The 18,613-nt window shown below is 66.2% G+C and carries 19 protein-coding genes and 1 riboswitch; of the genes, 16 read left to right on the forward strand and 3 right to left on the reverse strand.

All coding sequences use genetic code 11. The features are described from left to right. The first annotated feature begins 49 nt into the window (after positions 1-49). From ACKFRX_RS01910 to ACKFRX_RS01945, 8 genes are all read left to right on the forward strand, one after another. Positions 50-1,384, forward strand: a complete 1,335-nt coding sequence (locus tag ACKFRX_RS01910; RefSeq protein ID WP_408919286.1) for a glutamyl-tRNA reductase — start codon at positions 50-52, stop codon at positions 1,382-1,384. Further along, complete coding sequence (gene hemC, locus ACKFRX_RS01915) at positions 1,385-2,272, forward strand: hydroxymethylbilane synthase (protein ID WP_204610347.1); 888 nt, start codon at positions 1,385-1,387, stop codon at positions 2,270-2,272. Positions 2,273-2,480: 208 nt separating this feature from the next. Next, positions 2,481-4,157, forward strand: coding sequence for a uroporphyrinogen-III synthase (locus tag ACKFRX_RS01920; RefSeq protein ID WP_232619483.1), 1,677 nt, complete (start codon positions 2,481-2,483; stop codon positions 4,155-4,157). A gap of 28 nt (positions 4,158-4,185) precedes the next feature. After that, entirely contained in the window at positions 4,186-5,169 is a 984-nt protein-coding gene (gene hemB, locus ACKFRX_RS01925) for a porphobilinogen synthase (RefSeq protein ID WP_198492456.1), read from the forward strand. 9 nt (positions 5,170-5,178) lie between these two features. Next, positions 5,179-5,922, forward strand: coding sequence for a hypothetical protein (locus ACKFRX_RS01930; RefSeq protein WP_408928038.1), 744 nt, complete (start codon positions 5,179-5,181; stop codon positions 5,920-5,922). Next, on the forward strand, positions 5,919-6,410 hold the full coding sequence (locus ACKFRX_RS01935) for a tellurium resistance protein TerC (RefSeq protein ID WP_198492458.1): 492 nt from the start codon (positions 5,919-5,921) through the stop codon (positions 6,408-6,410). Before ACKFRX_RS01930 ends, ACKFRX_RS01935 begins: the two co-directional genes overlap by 4 nt. 37 nt (positions 6,411-6,447) lie before the next feature. Beyond that, positions 6,448-7,482, forward strand: a complete 1,035-nt coding sequence (hemE, locus tag ACKFRX_RS01940; RefSeq protein WP_337888447.1) for a uroporphyrinogen decarboxylase — start codon at positions 6,448-6,450, stop codon at positions 7,480-7,482. After that, entirely contained in the window at positions 7,483-8,862 is a 1,380-nt protein-coding gene (locus tag ACKFRX_RS01945; RefSeq protein WP_408928039.1) for a protoporphyrinogen oxidase, read from the forward strand. Between the two features lie 70 nt (positions 8,863-8,932). On the opposite strand, the gene ACKFRX_RS01950 is transcribed toward ACKFRX_RS01945, so the two are convergent. Then, positions 8,933-9,970, reverse strand: a complete 1,038-nt coding sequence (locus ACKFRX_RS01950; protein ID WP_408928040.1) for an HNH endonuclease signature motif containing protein — start codon at positions 9,968-9,970, stop codon at positions 8,933-8,935. A 116-nt stretch (positions 9,971-10,086) separates the two neighbouring features. After that, positions 10,087-10,935, reverse strand: coding sequence for an NAD(P)-dependent oxidoreductase (locus ACKFRX_RS01955; RefSeq protein ID WP_408919280.1), 849 nt, complete (start codon positions 10,933-10,935; stop codon positions 10,087-10,089). Positions 10,936-10,961: 26 nt separating this feature from the next. Next, positions 10,962-11,032: riboswitch (guanidine-III (ykkC-III) riboswitch) on the forward strand. 8 nt (positions 11,033-11,040) lie between these two features. Between ACKFRX_RS01955 and ACKFRX_RS01960 the strand changes: the two genes are divergently transcribed. The 8 genes from ACKFRX_RS01960 (at position 11,041) to ACKFRX_RS01995 (ending at position 18,333) form a co-directional block, all read left to right on the forward strand. Beyond that, positions 11,041-11,355: a DMT family transporter gene (locus ACKFRX_RS01960; protein ID WP_408919279.1), complete on the forward strand. Its 315-nt coding sequence runs from the start codon at positions 11,041-11,043 to the stop codon at positions 11,353-11,355. 616 nt (positions 11,356-11,971) lie between these two features. Continuing rightward, positions 11,972-13,273, forward strand: coding sequence for a glutamate-1-semialdehyde 2,1-aminomutase (gene hemL, locus ACKFRX_RS01965; RefSeq protein ID WP_198492464.1), 1,302 nt, complete (start codon positions 11,972-11,974; stop codon positions 13,271-13,273). Positions 13,274-13,295: 22 nt separating this feature from the next. Beyond that, the gene (locus ACKFRX_RS01970) at positions 13,296-13,904 is read left to right on the forward strand and encodes a histidine phosphatase family protein (protein ID WP_198492465.1); all 609 of its coding nucleotides are present in this window, start codon (positions 13,296-13,298) and stop codon (positions 13,902-13,904) included. Continuing rightward, positions 13,904-14,515, forward strand: coding sequence for a TlpA disulfide reductase family protein (locus ACKFRX_RS01975; protein WP_198492466.1), 612 nt, complete (start codon positions 13,904-13,906; stop codon positions 14,513-14,515). The genes ACKFRX_RS01970 and ACKFRX_RS01975 overlap by 1 nt, the downstream gene beginning before the upstream one ends. Beyond that, the gene (locus tag ACKFRX_RS01980; protein ID WP_179387343.1) at positions 14,516-15,319 is read left to right on the forward strand and encodes a cytochrome c biogenesis CcdA family protein; all 804 of its coding nucleotides are present in this window, start codon (positions 14,516-14,518) and stop codon (positions 15,317-15,319) included. It begins immediately after the preceding gene. A 7-nt stretch (positions 15,320-15,326) separates the two neighbouring features. Further along, a complete protein-coding gene (locus tag ACKFRX_RS01985) occupies positions 15,327-16,958 on the forward strand; it encodes a cytochrome c biogenesis protein ResB (protein ID WP_408928041.1) in 1,632 nt (543 codons plus the stop codon). Positions 16,959-17,052: 94 nt separating this feature from the next. Beyond that, on the forward strand, positions 17,053-18,072 hold the full coding sequence (gene ccsB / locus ACKFRX_RS01990; RefSeq protein ID WP_198492468.1) for a c-type cytochrome biogenesis protein CcsB: 1,020 nt from the start codon (positions 17,053-17,055) through the stop codon (positions 18,070-18,072). Then, positions 18,073-18,333, forward strand: coding sequence for a helix-turn-helix domain-containing protein (locus ACKFRX_RS01995; RefSeq protein ID WP_005322968.1), 261 nt, complete (start codon positions 18,073-18,075; stop codon positions 18,331-18,333). Here the strand turns inward: ACKFRX_RS01995 and ACKFRX_RS02000 are convergent. Then, the gene (locus ACKFRX_RS02000) at positions 18,330-18,575 is read right to left on the reverse strand and encodes a hypothetical protein (RefSeq protein WP_179387346.1); all 246 of its coding nucleotides are present in this window, start codon (positions 18,573-18,575) and stop codon (positions 18,330-18,332) included. The genes ACKFRX_RS01995 and ACKFRX_RS02000 overlap by 4 nt on opposite strands. Positions 18,576-18,613: the final 38 nt, after the last annotated feature.

Genomic DNA, 18,613 nt, shown 5'->3' on the forward strand with positions numbered 1-18,613 from the left:
TAGTCTTTTGGAGGATTAAAATCAATCAAAGGGTTGAGGAGTGTTGTGCATGAGCGTGCTCGTCGTGGGCATGTCCCACCAATCGGCGCCGGTGGCGCTGCTGGAAAAGCTGAGCATGGATAGTGCGGTCCAGGATTCCGCCTGCGGGCAACTCGTGGCGGCCGAGCCACTTTCAGAGGCCATGATTATCTCCACCTGCAACCGCATGGAGGTCTACACCGTCACCAACTCCTTCCACGCCGGCGTGCAGGAAGTCGTGCGCGTGCTCACCCAGGTTTCCGGCGTGGGCGAGCAGGAGCTGCGCAACTACCTCTACGTGCGCTATGCCGACGCCGCGGCCGAGCACCTGATGTCCGTGACCTCCGGCCTGGATTCCATGGTGATGGGCGAGCAGCAGATCATCGGCCAGGTGCGCAGCGCCTACCAGTCCGCCTCGGAGCAGGGCACGGTCGGCCCGCGCATCCACACGCTGGCGCAGGCCGCGCTGCGGGCCGGCAAGCGCGTCCACTCCGAGACCGATATCGACGAGGCCGGCGCCTCCATGGTGTCCTTTGCCTTCGACCAGGCCCTGCACCGCCTCGACGCCGAAGACCTGACCGGCAAGACCGCGCTGGTCCTTGGTGCGGGCGCCATGGCATCCCTCGCCGCCACCCATGCCGGCCGGCTGGGCGTCAAGGAGCTGGTGTTGGCCAACCGCACCCGCGAGCGCGCCGAGCGCCTGGCCAGCCACGCCGAGGAAGCAGGCGTTGCCACCCGCGTCGTGGACTTTTCCGAGCGCGCCGCCGCGCTTTCCGACGTCGACCTGGCCATCTCCGCCACCGGCGCCGATAACTTCACCATCGAGGCCGCCGACCTCCCCGCCGGCCGCGATCTCATGCTCATTGATCTCTCCCTGCCGCGCGATATCGACGATGCCGCCGCCGCGGCCGAGGGCGTGGATCTGGTCAATATCGAGCGCCTGAGTAAGTCGCTCTCGGCCGCCTCCACCGATCTCGCGGCCGGCACCAGCCCGCACGCGCAGGCCCGCCACATCGTCGACGAAGAACTCGCGGCCTATACCTCGGCCCAGCGCGTGCGCGACGTCGCCCCGGCCGTAAGCGCCCTGCACCGCCGCGCGGCCGATCTCGTCGAGTGCGAGACCGCGCGCCTGCAACACAAGCACCCCGAGCTCGCGGGCAAGCAGCTCGAAGACGTCCAGCGCGCCCTCAAACGCGTGGCCGATAAGCTGCTGCATGAGCCGACGGTGCGGGCGAAGAAGCTGGCGGCGTCGGAAAGCAGCGTCAGCAGCGAAAGCGCCCTGCAGGAGCTCTTTGGCCTGCAGTTGGAAGGCTCCGGGGTGTCCGTGGCCGTCAATGAATTGCCCACCATGACTAAGGAGGCCTAGATGTTTCAGATTGGTACCCGCGGCTCTAAGCTCGCCACCACCCAGGCCGGCCATGTGCGCGATTGGCTTATCGACGCCGGCTTTGACTCCCAGCTCCACATCGTCACCACCGCCGGCGACGTCAACATGGCGCCCGTCGAGCGCATCGGCGTCGGCGTATTTACCCAGGCGCTGCGCGAAGCGCTGTATGCCGGCGAATGCGATATTGCCGTGCACTCGTTTAAGGACCTGCCCACCGCGCCCGATGAACGCTTCCGCCTCGTGGTGCCGCAGCGCCAGGATTCCCGCGAGGCGCTCGTCGCCCGCGATGGCCTGAGTTTGGCGCAGCTGCCGCAGGGCGCGCGCGTGGGCACCTCCGCCCCGCGCCGCATCTCTCAGCTCGCCGCCCTCCGCCCGGACCTGGAGATTCGCCCGCTGCGCGGCAATATCGATACCCGCATGTCCAAGGTCACCGACGGCGAGCTCGACGCCGTCCTGCTGGCCTACGCCGGCCTGCTGCGCGGCGGCTACGCGGACCGCGCCACCGAAATCTTCGAACCCTCCGTATTCATGCCGGCGCCGGCCCAGGGCGCCCTCGCCATCGAGGCCGTGGCCGGCACCGAGGCTGCCGCGGCCCTAGACGCCATTGTCGACGACCGCGCCTCGGCCGCCGCTGCCGGTGAGCGCGCCGTGCTGGCCCGCCTCGAGGCCGGCTGTACCGCGCCGGTGGCCGCCACCTCGCGCTGGGACGGCGACCAGCTCACCGTGCGCGGCGGCGTCTTCGCGCTCGACGGATCCCGCCAGCTCACCGCCACCGCCTCCGGCTCCGCGGCCGAAGCCGCCGATCTTGGCGCGCGCGTCTCGGACGAGCTTTTCGCCGGTGGCGCGGCCGAGCTGCTGGGCAAGTAATTTCGCCTTTAGGCGCTAATAATTTAAGGTGTAGATACCACAGATCATTGTCCCGCAATGATCCGGCCCCCTTTAAGGGCATCCCAGGACGCAAGGCCTGGGATTTTGGCCGTTATGACCGTGTCACCCACCGCCGGCGCGGGGAACCACACCGCATGCGATCATGTCCGTGCGCGGTGCCGCGCGCCCGATTTTAGAAAAGAACTTTATGAGCAATGCCGCGCCAGACACCCAATTGGGCAAGATCGTCTTTGTGGGCGCTGGTCCAGGTAATCCCGACCTGCTGACCGTCCGCGCCCGCGAGGTTCTGGCAAATAGTGCCATCGCCGTGACCGATCCGCAGGTCATGCAGGGCGTGCGCGATGCCGTCGCCGCCGCGCTGCCCGTTCCGCAAGAGCTTCTCGACGCCGCCGAGGCCGAATACGCCCAAATGTGCGCCGATGCCAAAGCCAAGGGCGCGCGCCGCAAACCGCCGCGCCCCGCACCGCCGACGGCCGCGGTGCTGTACGAGCCGGCCGCAGATATCGTCGGCCAGCTGCGCGAGTGCTTGGTCGAGGCCGATGGCGAAGATGTCATCCGCCTGGTCACCGGTAACCCGCTGCACCGCGAGTCCATCAAGGCCGAGATCAACGCCGTGGCGTCTGCCGGCCTGGAATTCCAGGTAGTGCCGGGCATGTCCCTGCCATCTACCGTGCCGTCCTTTGCCGGCATTGCGCTCGGCTCGACCTACACCGAGGCCGACGTAACCGACGGCGCCGATTGGGACGCGCTCGCCAACGCCACCCAGCCCATCGTCCTGCAGGCCACCAAGGAAGACCTGCCGGTCATCTCCGATGAGCTGCAGCAGCGCGGCATGCCGGCCGAGACCGAGGCATTCGTCACCGTCCACGGCACCACCCGCCTGCAGCGCACCTATGAGACCACGCTGGGCACCATGGGCAAGCTGGACGCGGACCTCACCGGCCCGATCGTGGTCACCCTCGGCCGCAGCATCGACGATCGCACCAAGTACTCCTGGTGGGAAAATCGTCCGCTCTATGGCTGGCGCGTGCTCGTCCCGCGCACCAAGGAACAGGCCGGCCCGATGTCCGCGCGCCTGGCCGGCTACGGCGCCATCCCGCAAAACGTGCCCACCATCTCCATCGAGCCGCCGCGCAACCCGGCGCAGATGGACCGCGCCATCAAGGGCATCGTCGAGGGCCGCTATAAGTGGATCGTCTTTACCTCCGTCAACGCCGTGACCGCGGTGTGGGATAAAATCGCCCAGCTCGGCCTCGACGCCCGCGATTTCGCCGGCGTCCACCTCGCGGCCGTGGGTACCAAGACCGCGGCCGCCATCCGCGCCAAGGGCATGGTCCCGGAGCTCCTGCCGCACAAGAAGAAGCAGAACGCCGAGGGCCTGCTCGATGTCTTCCCCAACTTCGTAGAAGACATCGACGCTGTCGGCCGCGTCCTGCTCCCACGCGCCGATATTGCGGCCGACACCCTAGTTGACGGGCTCAAGGCCTTGGACTGGGAGGTCGACGACGTCGTGGCCTACCGCACCGTCCGCGCCGCCCCGCCTTCGGCCGAAATCCGCGACATGATCAAGACCGGCGGCTTCGACGCCGTCGCCTTCACCTCCGGGTCCACCGTGCGCAATCTGGTGGGCATTGCGGGCAAACCGCACCAGCGGACGATCATTGCGTGTATCGGGCCGTCGGCAAGAGCGGCCGCGGAAGAGATGGGCCTGCGCGTCGATGTGGTGCCCGAAGTTGCGGACGTGCCCGCGCTTGTCGACGCCCTCGCAGACCACGTCGCCGCCCTCCGCGCCGCCGGAAACCTGCCCGCGCCGCGCAAGAAACGCCGCTCGCGCAAGAAGGCTACTAAGGTCGACAAGGCATAAGTTTTAGTCTCGCTCTAAGGAGTACCCAATGAGCACCTTCCCAGCCCGCCGCCCACGCCGCCTGCGCACCACCCCGCAGATGCGCAACCTCGTGGCCGAAACCGAGGTCCGCCCCTCGGACCTGATTCTGCCCATGTTCATCGTGGACGGACTCGACGCCCCGCGCGAGATTCCCTCCATGCCGGGCGTCTACCAGCACACCTTCGACTCCCTGCGCCGCGCGGCCGAGGAGGCGTTGGAGGCCGGCGTGCCGTGCATCGACCTTTTCGGTGTGCCGCTCGATGAGGACAAGGACGACACCGGCTCCGTCGCCTGGGACCCACAGGGCATTTTGAACCGCGGCATTTCCTGCCTGCACGAGGAATTCGGCGATGACCTCATCGTTATGGCCGATACCTGCCTCGACGAGTTCACCTCCCACGGCCACTGCGGCGTGCTGGATGACAAGGGCCGCGTGCTTAACGACGCCTCCGTCAAGCTCTACCAAGACATGGCCCGCTCCCAAGCCCGCGCCGGCGCCCAGATCGTCTCCCCGTCCGGCATGATGGACGGCCAAGTTGCCGCCATCCGCGCCGATCTCGACGAGGCCGGCCACGAGGACGTGGCCATCATGGCCTATTCCGCCAAGTACGCCTCTGCCTTCTTCGGCCCGTTCCGCGATGCCGTCGGCTCCTCCCTCGAGGGCGACCGCCGCACCTACCAGCAGGATCCGCGTAATTTCCGCGAATCCCTGCTCGAGGCCGAGCTCGACATCGAAGAAGGCGCGGACTTCGTTATGGTCAAGCCCGGCCTGCCCTACCTGGACGTGCTCTCGGCCGTGGCGGAGACTTCTCCCGTGCCGGTCGCGGTTTACCAGGTCTCCGGCGAGTACGCGATGGTCAAGGCCGCGGCCGCCAACGGGTGGATCGACGGCGAAGCCATCATGCTCGAGTCCCTGACCGCATTCAAGCGCGCCGGCGCCGGCCAGATTCTGACCTACTTCGCTACCGAAGCCGCCCGCCTGCTCAAGTAAAGGACCCCTGTGACTGCTACGCCCCCGTCGCCCGCCCCTGCCCCGCGTCCGCCACGCACGCAACGCCCGCCGCGGCAGCAGCAGCGGCCGGAGTCCGTGACGTACATGCTGTGGCTGTGGCTGGGCGCGCTATGCGGCGAGGCCGTGCACCAGGTGCTCAACGTGGTGCTCACGCTGCTCAACCACGACGTACTCATGTCGCAGGCCAAGGAGATGGCGAAGTCCGCACCGGCCGGCGTGGATGAAGCCCAGCTTTCCGACGCCTTCCTCCGCACCGCCGCCTACGGCTCCGTCGCCCTTTCGGCGGCCATTTCGCTTGCGATTATTGTGCTGCTGGCCTTTCTGTTGCGGTCCCTTGCTAACCGCAGCAAGCGGGCCGGCACCTCGCGCCGCGTGTGGTTCGCCTTCTCGCTCTACTTCGGCTTCCGCATCCTGCTGACCTTCATGGTCACCCCGGCCGGCGCGGACGTGCCCGATTGGCTCTTTGCCGCCGATGGCATGGTGCAGATCCTTGTCGGCGTCGCGGCGGTCCTCGGCCTGATTTTCTCCGTGCGGGCCGAGACCTTGGACTACACCGGCGAACTCGAGCAGATGCGCGAGCTGGAAAAGGAACTCGAGCAAGCGCAGCGCGAGAAGAAGCGCGCCGAGGAAGAGCGCAAGCGCTCCAAGGACGACCAGCGCGGCAACCGCGACGGCAGCAAGCGCGAGCGTGCCGACCGTGCCAGCCGCACTGACCGGGAGGATAAGCGATGAATAATACCGAGCGGCCCGGGCCCCGCGACTATAACCGCGCGGCCCGAAACACCTCCGCCAACGAGAACCTCGACGCGTGGCCGCGGCCGCTGCGCTGGGCCTATTGGGTGCTCGTCGTCAGCGCCGTGATCATGCTGGTCAGCGGCATGGTGGGCATCTTCGGCTCGGGAGGGCCTCAGGTGGAGCCACAGAATGCGCAGGTCGCCGAGTACCTCCACTCCAATCGCCTGTTTGTCGCGGTGACCAACTCCGTCGGCGCCATCCTGCTTGCGCTCTTCGCGGCGCAGCTGGCCGGCGGGTCCAAGTGGGCGCGCCGCATCATAACCGTGGTCATCGCGTTCGCGCTTTTTACCAATATCGCCGCCCTTGCACTCGGAATTGGCGGGCTCGGGCTGCTGATTATCCCCATCACCTTGATTGTCGCCCTCGCGCTGCTTTTCCAGCCACAGTCCAATCGCTTCATCAAGGACCGCAGCTTGCGTGGCTAATTAGCCCCCACTCCAACTTTTGATTCATAATTGGGGCATGTCTCGACTCAATCGTGCCCCGCTTATCGACGCCGCCCTCGGCCGCACCCCCTCCCGGCCCCCAGTCTGGTTCATGCGCCAGGCCGGCCGCTCGCTGCCGGAGTACCGCGCCGCCCGCGAGGGGATTAGCATGCTTGATTCTTGCTTCATGCCGGAGCTGCTGGCAGAAATTACCCTCCAGCCGGTGCGCCGCCACGACGTCGACGCCGCCATTTTGTTCTCCGATATCGTCGTCCCGCTTAAAGCCGCGGGCGTCAAGGTCGATATCGTGCCGGGTCGCGGGCCGGTGATGGAGCAGGCGGTGAGGAGTAGGGAGGACGTCGGCAAGCTGCCGCTGCTGGAAACCGACGTCCCCGAGGTCACCGAAGGCATCGCCCGCATCCTGGCCGAGCTGACTGAGACCCAAGCGCTCATCGGCTTCGTGGGCGCGCCGTTCACGCTGGCCAGCTACCTCATTGAGGGCGGGCCATCCAAGAACCACGAGCGCACCAAGGCCCTCATGCACGCAGATCCGGAGACCTGGCACATGCTCATGCGCCGCCTCGTGCCCACGATTACCCGCTTCCTGCAGGTGCAGGTCGACGCCGGCATCGACGCCATGCAGCTTTTCGATTCCTGGGCCGGCTACCTCAACGAGCGTGACTACCGCGAATTCGTGCTGCCGTACTCCCGGGAAATCCTGGCCGGCGTGACTATCCCGCGCATCCATTTCGGCGTCGGCACCGGCGAGCTCTTGCCGGCCATGTCGGAGGCGGGGTCGGAAGTTATGGGCGTCGATTATCGCGTGCCCATGGACGCCGCGGCCGAGCGCGTAAGCGCCCGCGTGCTGCAGGGCAACCTCGACCCTGCCATGCTTTTTGCCGGCGACGACGCCGTGCGCCAGGCCGTGCGCACCATCCGCGGCGAGGTCGATCGGGCCCGCGAGCGCGGCGATATCGACGGCCATATCTGGAACCTCGGCCACGGGGTCTTGCCAACTACCGACGCGGAGGCCATCACCCGCGCCGTATCCATCATCCACGAGGAGGGCTAAATGCGTATTGCGATTATTGGTGCTGGCCTGGCGGGCTTGACGGCCGCCTACGAGCTGCGCGACCACGACGTTGAGGTTTTCGAGGCCGCCGGCCGTATCGGCGGCAAGCTGTACTCCGTGCCGTTTAATGACGGCCCCACCGACATGGGCGCCGAGGCCTTCCTGGCCCGCCGCCACGACGCCGTGGAATTCATCGAATCCCTCGGCCTGGGCGGGAGCTTGGTCGAGCCCTCCGGCCTGCATTCGTTGGTGTATTCCGGCGAGCTTAAGCCGCTGCCGCGCGGCGGGATGATGGGCATTCCTTCGCACTCGGAGCCGGTCGCGCACCTGGTCTCGGCTGAGACCGCCCGCCGCATCGACAACGAGGAGCCCTTCGAGTGGACGGCCGACAGCGACGTCTCCGTCGGCCGCTTGGTGCGCCAGCAGTTTGGCGACGACCTCGTCGACCACGTTATCTCCGCCCTCCTCGGCGGCGTGTACTCCTGCTCGGCCGATGACCTGGGTGTGCGCGCGACCATCCCGGCACTGGCCGAGACGCTCGACGCGCTCTCCGAGCGCGGCCCGGTCACCCTCTCAGCCGCGGTCCGCTCGCTGGAAGAAGCCCGCGCGGCCAAGCCGAGCAGCGGCGGACCCGTCTTTCAGACCTTCCGCGGCGGCTACGCAGAACTCTACGAGACGCTGGCCGATAAATCCCGCGCCAAGATTTACCTTGATACCTTCATCTCCGGCATCACTCGCGAGGGCGAGAAATTCCGCTTGGCCGGCGCACCCGGCGACACCGCCGCCTTCGACCGTGTGCTGGTCGCCACCCCGGCCCCGACTGCAGCGCGCCTGTTGCCCAAGGTATCCCCGGGGGCGGCGGAGCGGTTGAAGAGCGTGAAGCTGGCGGCGTCGGCAGTCGTGGGCCTGAAGTTCGAGTCTGACACGGACCCGGCCGGCAACGCATTGCCGCAGAACTCTGGCATCCTCGTGGCTACGGACCAAGACGACGTGCACGCCAAGGCCTTCACGCTGTCCTCTCGCAAGTGGCCGCACCTGGCCGAGCGCGGCGGTGCCTTGGTGCGCGCCTCCTTCGGCCGCTTTGGCGACGACGCCATCGTCCGCGCCGAGGAAGATGACCTCGTCGACTATGCCCTCGACGATCTTCAGCGCCTCACCGGCTTCGACGGCCGCGCCGCGGGCGTTGCCGAGATTTTCACCCAGCGCTGGTTCGGCGGCCTCCCGCGCTTTGATGCCGGCCACCTGGAAACCGTGGCCGGCGCGCGCGGCGCCCTCGCGGCGACGCCGGGCATCGATGCCACCGGCGCTTGGGCCGGCGGGGTTGGCGTACCCAATGTCATCGCGGATGCCCGCGCTGCCGCGGCCCGCATCGCTCGCTAGCTGCGGGGCTCGCTAGCTGCGGGCATGCCAATGCGGCAGCAGGGCATCCTGCTGCCTGGCGGTTTAGGGGCTAGTGGGCCGGTGGCGGTGCTGGCGCGGTATCTGCCCAGGGCGGCTGCCACACCACGCGGCCTCGGCGCCGAACGAGGCGCCCGCGCACCGGTGGGGCATTAGGGTCATCGTCGTTGACGCCGTTGTGGTACGGGCAACAGGTCGCGAGGTTTGCCATATTGGTATCGCCGCCGTGCCGCCACGCCTGCAAGTGGTGTACCTGGCATTTATCCGCCGGATAGTTGCATTCCGCCCACGGGCATACCGGATTTTCCGCGGCGGCCATGAGCCGCTGCTTCTCGTTGGCCATGCGCTCCGTGCGGTAGAGGTTGACCGCGCCCTCGAAGGGGTGAACGAGGGTGATAAGGCCGCGGTCTGCTAGCGTGCGCGAGACGAGTTCCGCGCCGGTGAGGCGGGCGCCGTTGGTGAGCTGGATGGTGATTTCCTCGCCGTCGCCATCGATGATGCGGTCGAGCTCGTCGAGCGTGATGATCGCGTTGGTCGTAATGGTCGGGCGGGCAGCCGGGGAGGCGCCGGAAGGGGAGAAGAGTTCCGCAACGGAATCGAGGGGAGCATCCTCATCCAGGCTGGATTCCAAATCCGCGATGAGCGAAGAGGGCCCGGTAATCGCGAGGGTCCACGGCGCGTCCTTGCGGCGGCGGATGCGCACGCCGGGGCGCGGAGGGGCCGGGGGATTGAGCTCGCGCAGCTTCTTGCGCGCCAGCTTTTCCATCTCATCGGTATCGGCGGCGGTGCGGCACAGCTCCACGCGCAGGCGCCAGGCATCACGCTTGGTCTTGGCGCGGGATGCGTAGCGCTCGATAACCTCCAGCGTGGGCAGCGGGTGAGCGCGGTCGCGGGCGGCGGCAACCGCCTGGCGCTGCAGGCGGGCAAAGGAGGTGGGGGCAAAGAGGGCGTCGGCAAGCGTGAGCAAAGTGCGGGCCGTCTTATTGGGCGCCCCTGCGGCGCGCAGCTGGTCTTCAGACATGCCGGCGCACCCGGCAACGATATCGATGCCGGGCGCCAGGGCCGCAAGATAAGTCTGAAGAGCTGTCATGCCCCGCAGCCTAAGCCACGGCGCGCAACCCGCGCGAGGGCGAGCGCGCGAACCTGTGGATAACTAGGGCTCACAGGGCGAATTTCGGCCCGCACGCCCGGCGGGCCTGTGGATAACTAGCCCTTATTGCGGAAGACGAAGATGGAGGAGAAGTCCTGATCCCCGTGGCCCATGGCCTGCATTTCCTCGAAGCGGCCGATGGCGGCGGTCAGGGCGGGCAGCGGCTTGGTGGAGGTCATCTCCATGAGCTTGGCGTCCTTGGCCAGGGCGTCGACGGTGAAATCGCCCGGGTCGGTATTGCGCTCGCCGGTGATAAACGGCGCCTTCATATTGGCGATGAATGACAAGCCGGTGATATCGAGCATCTGCAGCACCACCTCGGAGTCCAGGCCCTCGGACTCGCCGAGTTGCAGGGCTTCGAGCAGGCCCTCGGCGGTGACGGCGAGCGCGAGGTTCGCCAGCAGCTTTCCGATGGCCGCCGTGGCCGCCGCCTCCACCCCGATGAGCTTGTCTTCGCCCGCCCAGGACTCGGCGAGGGACATGGCTTGCTCGCGGCGGGCGTCGTCAGGCGTGCCCACATAGACGCCGAGCTTGCCCTCGCGGGCCGGGCCGAGCGTGCCGACGACCGGGGCGTGGACGTAGGTTTCCACGGCGGCGGCGAATTCGCGGGCATCGTTGGGCGAGACGGTGGTGGTGTCGATCCACGTCACGCCGGCGGGGATGAGCTGCGGCTCGACGACGACCTCGCGGACATCGTCAGGCCCGAAGAGAGAGGTAATAATGACCTCGGCGTTCGCTACGGCCTCGGTGGGCGAGGCGGCAAGCTCGGCGCCTTCCTCCACCAGCGGCTGGGCGCGCTCGGCGGTGCGGTTCCAGACGGTCAATTCGATGCCGTCTTGCTCAGTGAGCAGGCGGCGGGCTAGTTCGGTTCCCATGCGGCCAGTTCCAAGAAATGCAATCCTCATGCTTTCCCAGTGTGCCATCATTGGGTGCAGGCTCGCCGCCTTTTGTGCGGGCCCCGGACGAGGGAGCCGTACCCGGCGACGCGACAAGACGGCCAGGAAGCAACTATGGCGTGGTTCATCTTGATTTTCTCCGGCGCATTCGAGGCCGTGTGGGCGGCGGCGCTAGATAAGTCCGCTGGTTTTACGCGTTTGTGGCCCTCGCTTATTTTCCTCGTGGCCTGTGCGATTTCCATGGGCGGGCTGGCGTGGGCGATGCGCAGCATCCCGGTCGGCACGGCCTATGCGGTGTGGGCGGGTGTTGGCGCGTCGGTGGCGGTTATTTATTCTTTCGCCGCTGGACACGAGGCCGCCACGGTGTGGAAAGTACTATTCCTCGCCATGATCATCGGCGGCATCGTGGGGCTAAAAACGGTGAGTTAGAGGCCCGGGATCCGCGGCGCGGGAGGCAGCGGCAGCGCCGGCGGCGGGGCGGGTGCAGGCACAGCGGGCACGGCTGGCACATCAGGCACCGCGTCCTCGATGCGCCCGCGCACCTCGTGCGGCGGAATATTGAGGTTCGGCAGGCCGCTTTTGTCCCGCGCAGGTGGGCGTGGGGCCGGCGCCGCTGGTTGCGGGCGGGGTGCCGGTGCAGGCGCTGGCGCGGGCCGCTGCTGGGGCGCGGGAGCCGGGGCAGGACGCGAACCAGGCGCAGACTCAGGCGCCGGCGCCGCGGGCGATGGGGAAGGCCGCTCGGTCGGCGGCGAGGGAACCGGGGCGTCCTCCCGAGGCAGGTCGCGCGGGGCGAGCGGGCGGGGAGGGGGCTGCCAGGAGGGGGCGTCGGCAAGCGGGGTGGCACCCACCGAGGTAGGCAGCGGCCGCTCGGGCTCGGGCTGGTCGCAGCCGGCGAGGCAGAAAGCGGCCAGGATGGCGACAATGAGAGTGCGCTGCATTGAAAATCCCCCCGAATTGAAAAGTGCAACGCCCCGAAGTCTAGCGGCTGACTGTGAATCGCGCACTCCAACTTTTGTATAGCGCGCGAATCGCTAGAATGTCAGACATGCCTAATACTTCCCAGTCGCAACAGTGGTTTGAGCGTTCCTCCAAGGTGATTCCGGGCGGGGTGAACTCGCCGGTGCGCGCGTTTGGCTCCGTGGGCGGCCAGGCCCGCGTGATTGAGCGCGGTGCGGGCTCGCGCCTGTGGGACGTCGACGGCAACGAGTACGTTGACCTGGTCAGCTCCTATGGCCCGATGATTCACGGCAATGCGCACCCAGAGATTGTGGAGGCCGTGCAGCAGGCCGCTGCGGTCGGCTTGAGCTTTGGCTCGCCCACCGAGGGTGAGGCTTTGCTCGCGGAAGCCATCGTCGCACGCACCGCGGCCGATAAGGTGCGCATGGTCAACTCCGGCACCGAGGCCACCATGTCTGCGGTGCGCCTGGCCCGTGGCTACACCGGCCGCGCCAAGGTGCTGAAGTTCGAGGGTTGCTACCACGGCCATGTGGATGCGCTGTTGGCCTCGGCCGGCTCCGGCGTGGCGACCTTTGCGCTGCCGGATTCCCCGGGTGTTACGGGCGCGACAGCGGCCGATACCATCGTCGTTCCTTATAACGATATCGAGGCCGTGCGCGAGGCATTTGCGCAGCACCCGGGCGAGATTGCCTGCATTATCGCGGAAGCCTCGGCCGGCAATATGGGCACCGTGGCTCCAGAGGAAGGCTTCAACGCCGCGCTTGCCGACGTCGCCCATGAAGACGGCGCCCTCCTCATCCTCGACGAGGTCATGACCGGCTTCCGCACCTCCTATAAGGGCTGGTACGGCGTCGACGGCGTGGCGGCGGACCTGGTGACCTTCGGCAAGGTCGTCTCCGGTGGCCTGCCGGCCGCTGCCTTCGGCGGCCGCGCCGAGGTTATGGACTACCTCGCCCCGGACGGTCCGGTCTACCAGGCCGGCACGCTGTCCGGTAATCCGGTGGCCATGGCCTCCGGCCTGAAGTCTTTGGAGCTGGCCGATGAATCGCTCTACGAGCGCCTGCAGGCCAACGCGGACCGCCTGACCGGCATGATTTCCTCCGCGCTATCGGCCGAAGGCGTAGCGCACCACATCCAGCGGGCGTCGTCGATGTTCTCCATCCGCTTTGCCGAGGGCGAGGGCCGCAACTTTGCCGATATGCAGGCGGCCGAGACCTTCCGCTTCACCCCGTTCTTCCACGCCCTGCTGGATAACGGCATCTACGTCGCGCCAAGCCCATTCGAGACCTGGTTTGTCTCGGATGCACTTACCGACGCCGACTTTGAACTCATCGAAGCCGCCCTCAAGCCCGCCGCCCAGGCTGCGGCCGCCGCGCGTCCCGCACATTAAGTCCCGCACACTAAGGAGAGACATGACACGCACCATCGTTCACCTCGTGCGCCACGGCGAGGTCCACAACCCGGAGAAGATCCTCTACGGTCGCATCCCGGGCTATCACCTGTCCTCGCGCGGGCATTCCATGGCGGCACGCACCGCGGAGTCCTTCCGCGACCATGACGTGGCCTACCTGGCGGCCTCGCCGCTGCAGCGCGCCCAGGAAACCGCGCGGCCGATTGCGCAGGTAACGGGGCTAGACGTGGACGTCGATAAGACGCTCATCGAGTCCGGCAACCGCTTCGAGGGCCTGCGCACAAAAGGCCTGCGTTCCGCGCTGTGGAACCCGCGCCGCTGGCCGCTGCTGGTCAACCCGCTGGAGCCCTCGTGGGGCGAGCCCTATGAGCAGATTGCCGAGCGCATGCTGGGCTCCATCGAACGCGCCCGCACCGCCGCGGCCGGCCACGAGGCGATCTTGGTCAGCCACCAGCTGCCCATCGTGATGGTGCAGCGCACCGTGCTGGGCCAGCGCCTGCCGCACGCGCCGTGGAACCGCGAATGCGACCTGGCCTCGGTCACCTCTTTGCTTTTTGAGGATAACCAGGTCACCGATATCTTCTATTCCGAACCGGCGCAGGAGATTTAATGGCACTACAACGCAGGCGTGCAGTCGGCGCGGTGCTTGCTGCGGTGGCGGTAGCGCTGCCGCTTGCCGGTTGCTCGCAGGACTCCGATAACGCGCAAAACGCGGTCGCGACCGGCGGCAACTTCGAGTTCATCACGCCCGGCGGCGAAAAGGTCATCAACTACGAGGAATCTGAGCGCAAGCCGCTGCGCACCTTCTCTGGCGAGGATGTGCGCGATACGGATAAGACCATTTCCCTGGAGGACTATGAGGGCGAAATCGTCGTGCTCAACTCCTGGGGCCAGTGGTGCGCTCCGTGCCGCGCCGAGGCCGATGACCTCCAAGAGATTCACACTGAGCTGCAAAAACGCGATCTTGGCACCGTGCTGGGCATCAACGTGCGCGACTATAACCCGCAGGTGTCCAATGACTTCCTCGAAGATAACGGTCTGACCTACCCCTCCATCTACGATCCACCATTTAAGACCGCGGCGGCCCTGGGCGGCGTGCCCACCTCTGTGGTCCCGACCACCATCGTCTTGGACAAACAGCACCGCCCGGCTACGGTCTTTTTGCGGTCCATCACCGCTCAAGATGTGATGGACGTAGTGGACAAATTAGAAAAGGAATAAATGGACAACGCAGCGAGCATCGGCAACTCCTTTGCCGAGGCCGCGACCTCCGGCCCACTCATTCTGGGCCTGTTCGCGGCCGCCGTGGCGGGGCTGGTGAGTTTTGCCAGCCCGTGCGTCGTCCCACTGGTGCCTGGCTATATTTCCTACCTGGCCGGCGTGGTGGGCGGCGAGGTTACGTTTGACGGTGAGTTGGGGGTGGGCGTCGGCAAGCGCAGGCAATGGGCCGTGGTACTGGCCGCCGCCTTGTTTATCCTGGGATTTACCGTGGTTTTCCTGCTGGCGACGGTTTCCGTATTCGGCGCGATTTCCGCGCTCCGGCTCAATGAGGAGACGCTCATGCGCATCGGCGGCGGCGTGACCATCCTGATGGGTGTGGTTTTCCTCGGCGCGATCCCGGCGCTGCAGAAGGACACCCGCATGGCGCCGAAGCGTTGGACCACCTGGCTGGGCGCGCCGCTGCTGGGCGGGATTTTCGCGCTGGGCTGGACGCCGTGCCTGGGACCAACGCTGGCCGCCATTATTTCCGTATCGGCCGGCACCGAAGGCATGACGGCCGCGCGCGGCGTGCTGCTCATCATCTTTTATTGCCTGGGCTTGGGCCTGCCGTTCCTGCTGGTGGCGCTGGGCTCCGCGCGGGCAATGCGCTCGATTTCGTGGGCCCGCAAGCACTCGCATACCATCCAGATAATCGGCGGCGTGGCCATGATCCTCGTCGGCCTGGCCCTGGTAACCGGCCTGTGGGGCGAGTTTATTAGCCTCATCCGCCAGTGGACCGGCAACTTTGGCGCAACCCTGATTTAGGAGAGACGTGAAATATTTCCGCAAAGCCTGGCATTGGCTGACCAGCATGCGCACGGCACTGGCGCTGCTTTTCTTGCTGGCGCTGGCCGCGATTCCCGGTTCCTTGCTGCCGCAGCGCGACCTCAACGAGCAGAACGTGCAGGACTTCATCGAGTCCAACGGCAACGTGGCGAAGATCTACGACAAGCTGCAGCTTTTCGACGTCTTTTCTTCCGTCTGGTTCCAGGCCATCTTCATTCTCTTGGCCATTTCCCTGGTGGGCTGCATCCTGCCGCGCTCCTGGGATCACTATAAGGCGTGGAAGACCCCGCCAACGCGCGCGCCGAAGTACCTCCACAAGCTGCCGTTGGCGGCCGAGGGGCATTCGGATAAGAGCGAGGAAGAGCTATCCGCGGAAATTACAAAGCGCCTGAAGAGGTGGCGCGTGGCCGAGTACTCTCCGGAGAAGGACCGTGCCGGCGTGCATACCTTCTCCGCGGAGCGCGGCTACGGCCGCGAGCTGGCAAATCTCATTTTCCACGTGGCGCTGGTGGCCATCTTGGTTACCGTCGCTGCCGGCCGCTTGGTCAACTACGAGGGCCAGGTCATCGTGGTCACCGAGTCCGGCTCGCAGGGCGGCGGCCAGACCCTGGACCAGTCCACGGAGTTCTGCAATACCTCCACGTCCAACTTCGACTCCTTCCGCGCCGGCCCGCTTTTCGACGGCACCGGTCTCCACCCCTTCTGCCTCATCGCCCATGACTTCGCGGCCGAATACCTGCCCAACGGCCAGGCGGAGATGTTTACCTCCAACGTTTCCTACGCGGAGGGCGAGGACATCTACAAGGATGACTCCGAGTGGAAGGATTATGAGCTTAAGGTCAACCACCCGCTGCGCTTGGCGCACAACCGCGTCTACTTGCAGGGCCACGGCTACGCGCCGACGGTCACGGTGGAATGGCCCAATGGCGAAAAGCGCACCCAGACCATTCAGTTCCAGCCGAATGACACGACCTTCTTCTTGTCCTCCGGCGCGATGCGCTTCGACCCGCCGGCCGGCATGCACCCGGATCTCTATGACCGCCGCCAGAACCAGATCGCCATCCAGGGCCTCTTCGCGCCCACGGCCGAATGGGCCGGCGAGAACGGCAAGCTGCTGCAGTCCGCGTACCCGGGCCTGAAGGATCCCGCCATGGCCATCGATATCTACCGCGGCGATGCCGGCCTGGACACCGGCACCCCGCAGTCCTTCTTCTCGCTGGACCCGAACCTGGTGCAGTCCGGCCAGCTGCAAAAGATTGACCGCGTGAACCTCAACCAGGGCGAGGACGTCACCCTGGACGATGGCACGAAGATCACCTTCGACGGCGCCAGCGAGTTCGCCAATTACCAGGTCTCTTATGATCCTTTCCAGAAGTGGGTGCTGGTCTCCGCGCTGGTAATGCTCATCTCCTTGGTGGGTTCGCTGGTGATTAAGCGCCGCCGCGTCTATATCCGCCTGCGGCCGAATGCGGCCGGCGGCACCGACGTGGAGATGGGCGGGCTTGCCCGCACCGACCGCGCCGGCTGGTCCGAGGAGTTCCACGAGCTGCACCGCGCGCTGCTGGAGCTGCCGGACCCAGACGAGGTCGAAGAAGACGAACTTTATACCGACGATTAGCGCCCCGGCCCGATCCAACAAAAGTTGGATTGGGTCGTTTCGCTGAGTAAGGTAATCAGCACTTATCCCGCACGTGTGAAGGCTAGGAGCATTCATGCAGATCGATCAGAATCTGTCTAATTTCTCGGATATCGCGGTGCAGACCGCCTTTGTGGTGTACTGCGTCGCGCTCTTTTTGTCGCTGTTTTACTACGGCCGCATGCAGGGCATCATCGAGGGCCGCCGCGCCGTGAAGTCCGAGGCCGCGAAGGTCTTGGTGGGGGCGGGCGCTGGGGGCGTCGACAAGCGCAGCTATGCCGGCGAGGTTGCCCAGTCTTCTTCCGGAATCACGGCCGATGAGCTGAAGGAAAAGGAGCGCAAGGCCGATAAGCTCGGCGGCATGACCAGCGCGCTGATGTGGGTGGGCATTGCGCTGCACGCCGCGGCGATTGTGCTGCGCGGCCTGGCCACCGGCCGCTTCCCCTTTGGCAACCTGTACGAGTACGTGCTGATGGTGAGCTTCGGTGTGCTGCTGGTGGGCAATATGGCTATGCAGCGCAAGGAATGGCGCACCGTGTGGCCGTGGCTGCTCACCCCGACCCTCGCGCTGATGTTTTATGGTTCCACCAAGCTCTATGCCGAGTCCGCCCCGGTGGTGCCGGCGCTGCAGTCGCACTGGCTGCCCATCCACGTCACCGTGGTTTCTTTGGGCGCGTCCATCGGTATTATCTCCGGCATTGTCTCGCTGCTGACGCTGTTCCGTATGGCGCAACCGAAGCATGCCGAGCATGGCTTCTTCGGTGCGGTGGCCCGCCCGCTGCCTTCTGCCGCAAAGATTGACCAGCTGGCCTACCGCCTGGCTGTTATCACCCTGCCGACCTTGGGTCTGGGCATCATCCTGGGGGCCATCTGGGCCGAGTCCGCCTGGGGCCGCTTCTGGGGTTGGGACCCGAAGGAGACCGTATCCTTTGCCACCTGGATCCTGTACGCCGCGTACCTGCACGCGCGTGCGACGCCGGCCTTCCGCAAGGCGGCGCCGTGGATCAACGTCATGGCGATGGCGCTGATGGTCTTCAACCTGTTCTTTATCAATATGGTCGTCTCCGGCCTGCATTCCTATGCGGGGCTGAACTAGATGGCGGAGCATAATAGCCCGCGCCATAAGCAGGGCAAGCCGGCCGGCGATAATGCGGTGATTTTGGGCCTTGGCGCCCAATTCGCCGAGCGCCGCCGCGAGTTGGGCATTTTGCAGCAGCAGCTTGCCGACGCCGCCGGTATCTCCCGCTCCACCCTCCACACCATCGAGCACGGTGGTGCGGGCGTGCGGTGGGAAAAGATCACCGCCGTGGCTGAGGCCTTAGGCCTAGAGATGCGCTTCGTGCCGAAGGAATCCTAGTCCTTCTCGCCGTCGGCGTCGCGTTTGCGGCGCTGGCGGCGCTTTTCTTCTTCTGCCTCCTGTGCGCGGCGCTGCTTGAAGCGCTCCTTTTCCAGTTTCCAGAGGAATTCCTCGTCATCATCGGGGCCTTTGATAGCGCGGGGTTGTTCCACCTCGCGCTTTTTCCATGTCGAGGGCCCGAAGGCCTTCCAGACGAGGTAGGCGGCGAGGACAAAGAGTAGGAGGAGGATTATTCGGCCCATGCGTGCGATTCTACCTGCACCGCGTACAATCAACCCCC

Origin of the sequence: Corynebacterium tuberculostearicum, from assembly GCF_046097465.1 — a bacterium.
Taxonomy (GTDB): Bacteria; Actinomycetota; Actinomycetes; order Mycobacteriales; family Mycobacteriaceae; genus Corynebacterium; species Corynebacterium tuberculostearicum_I.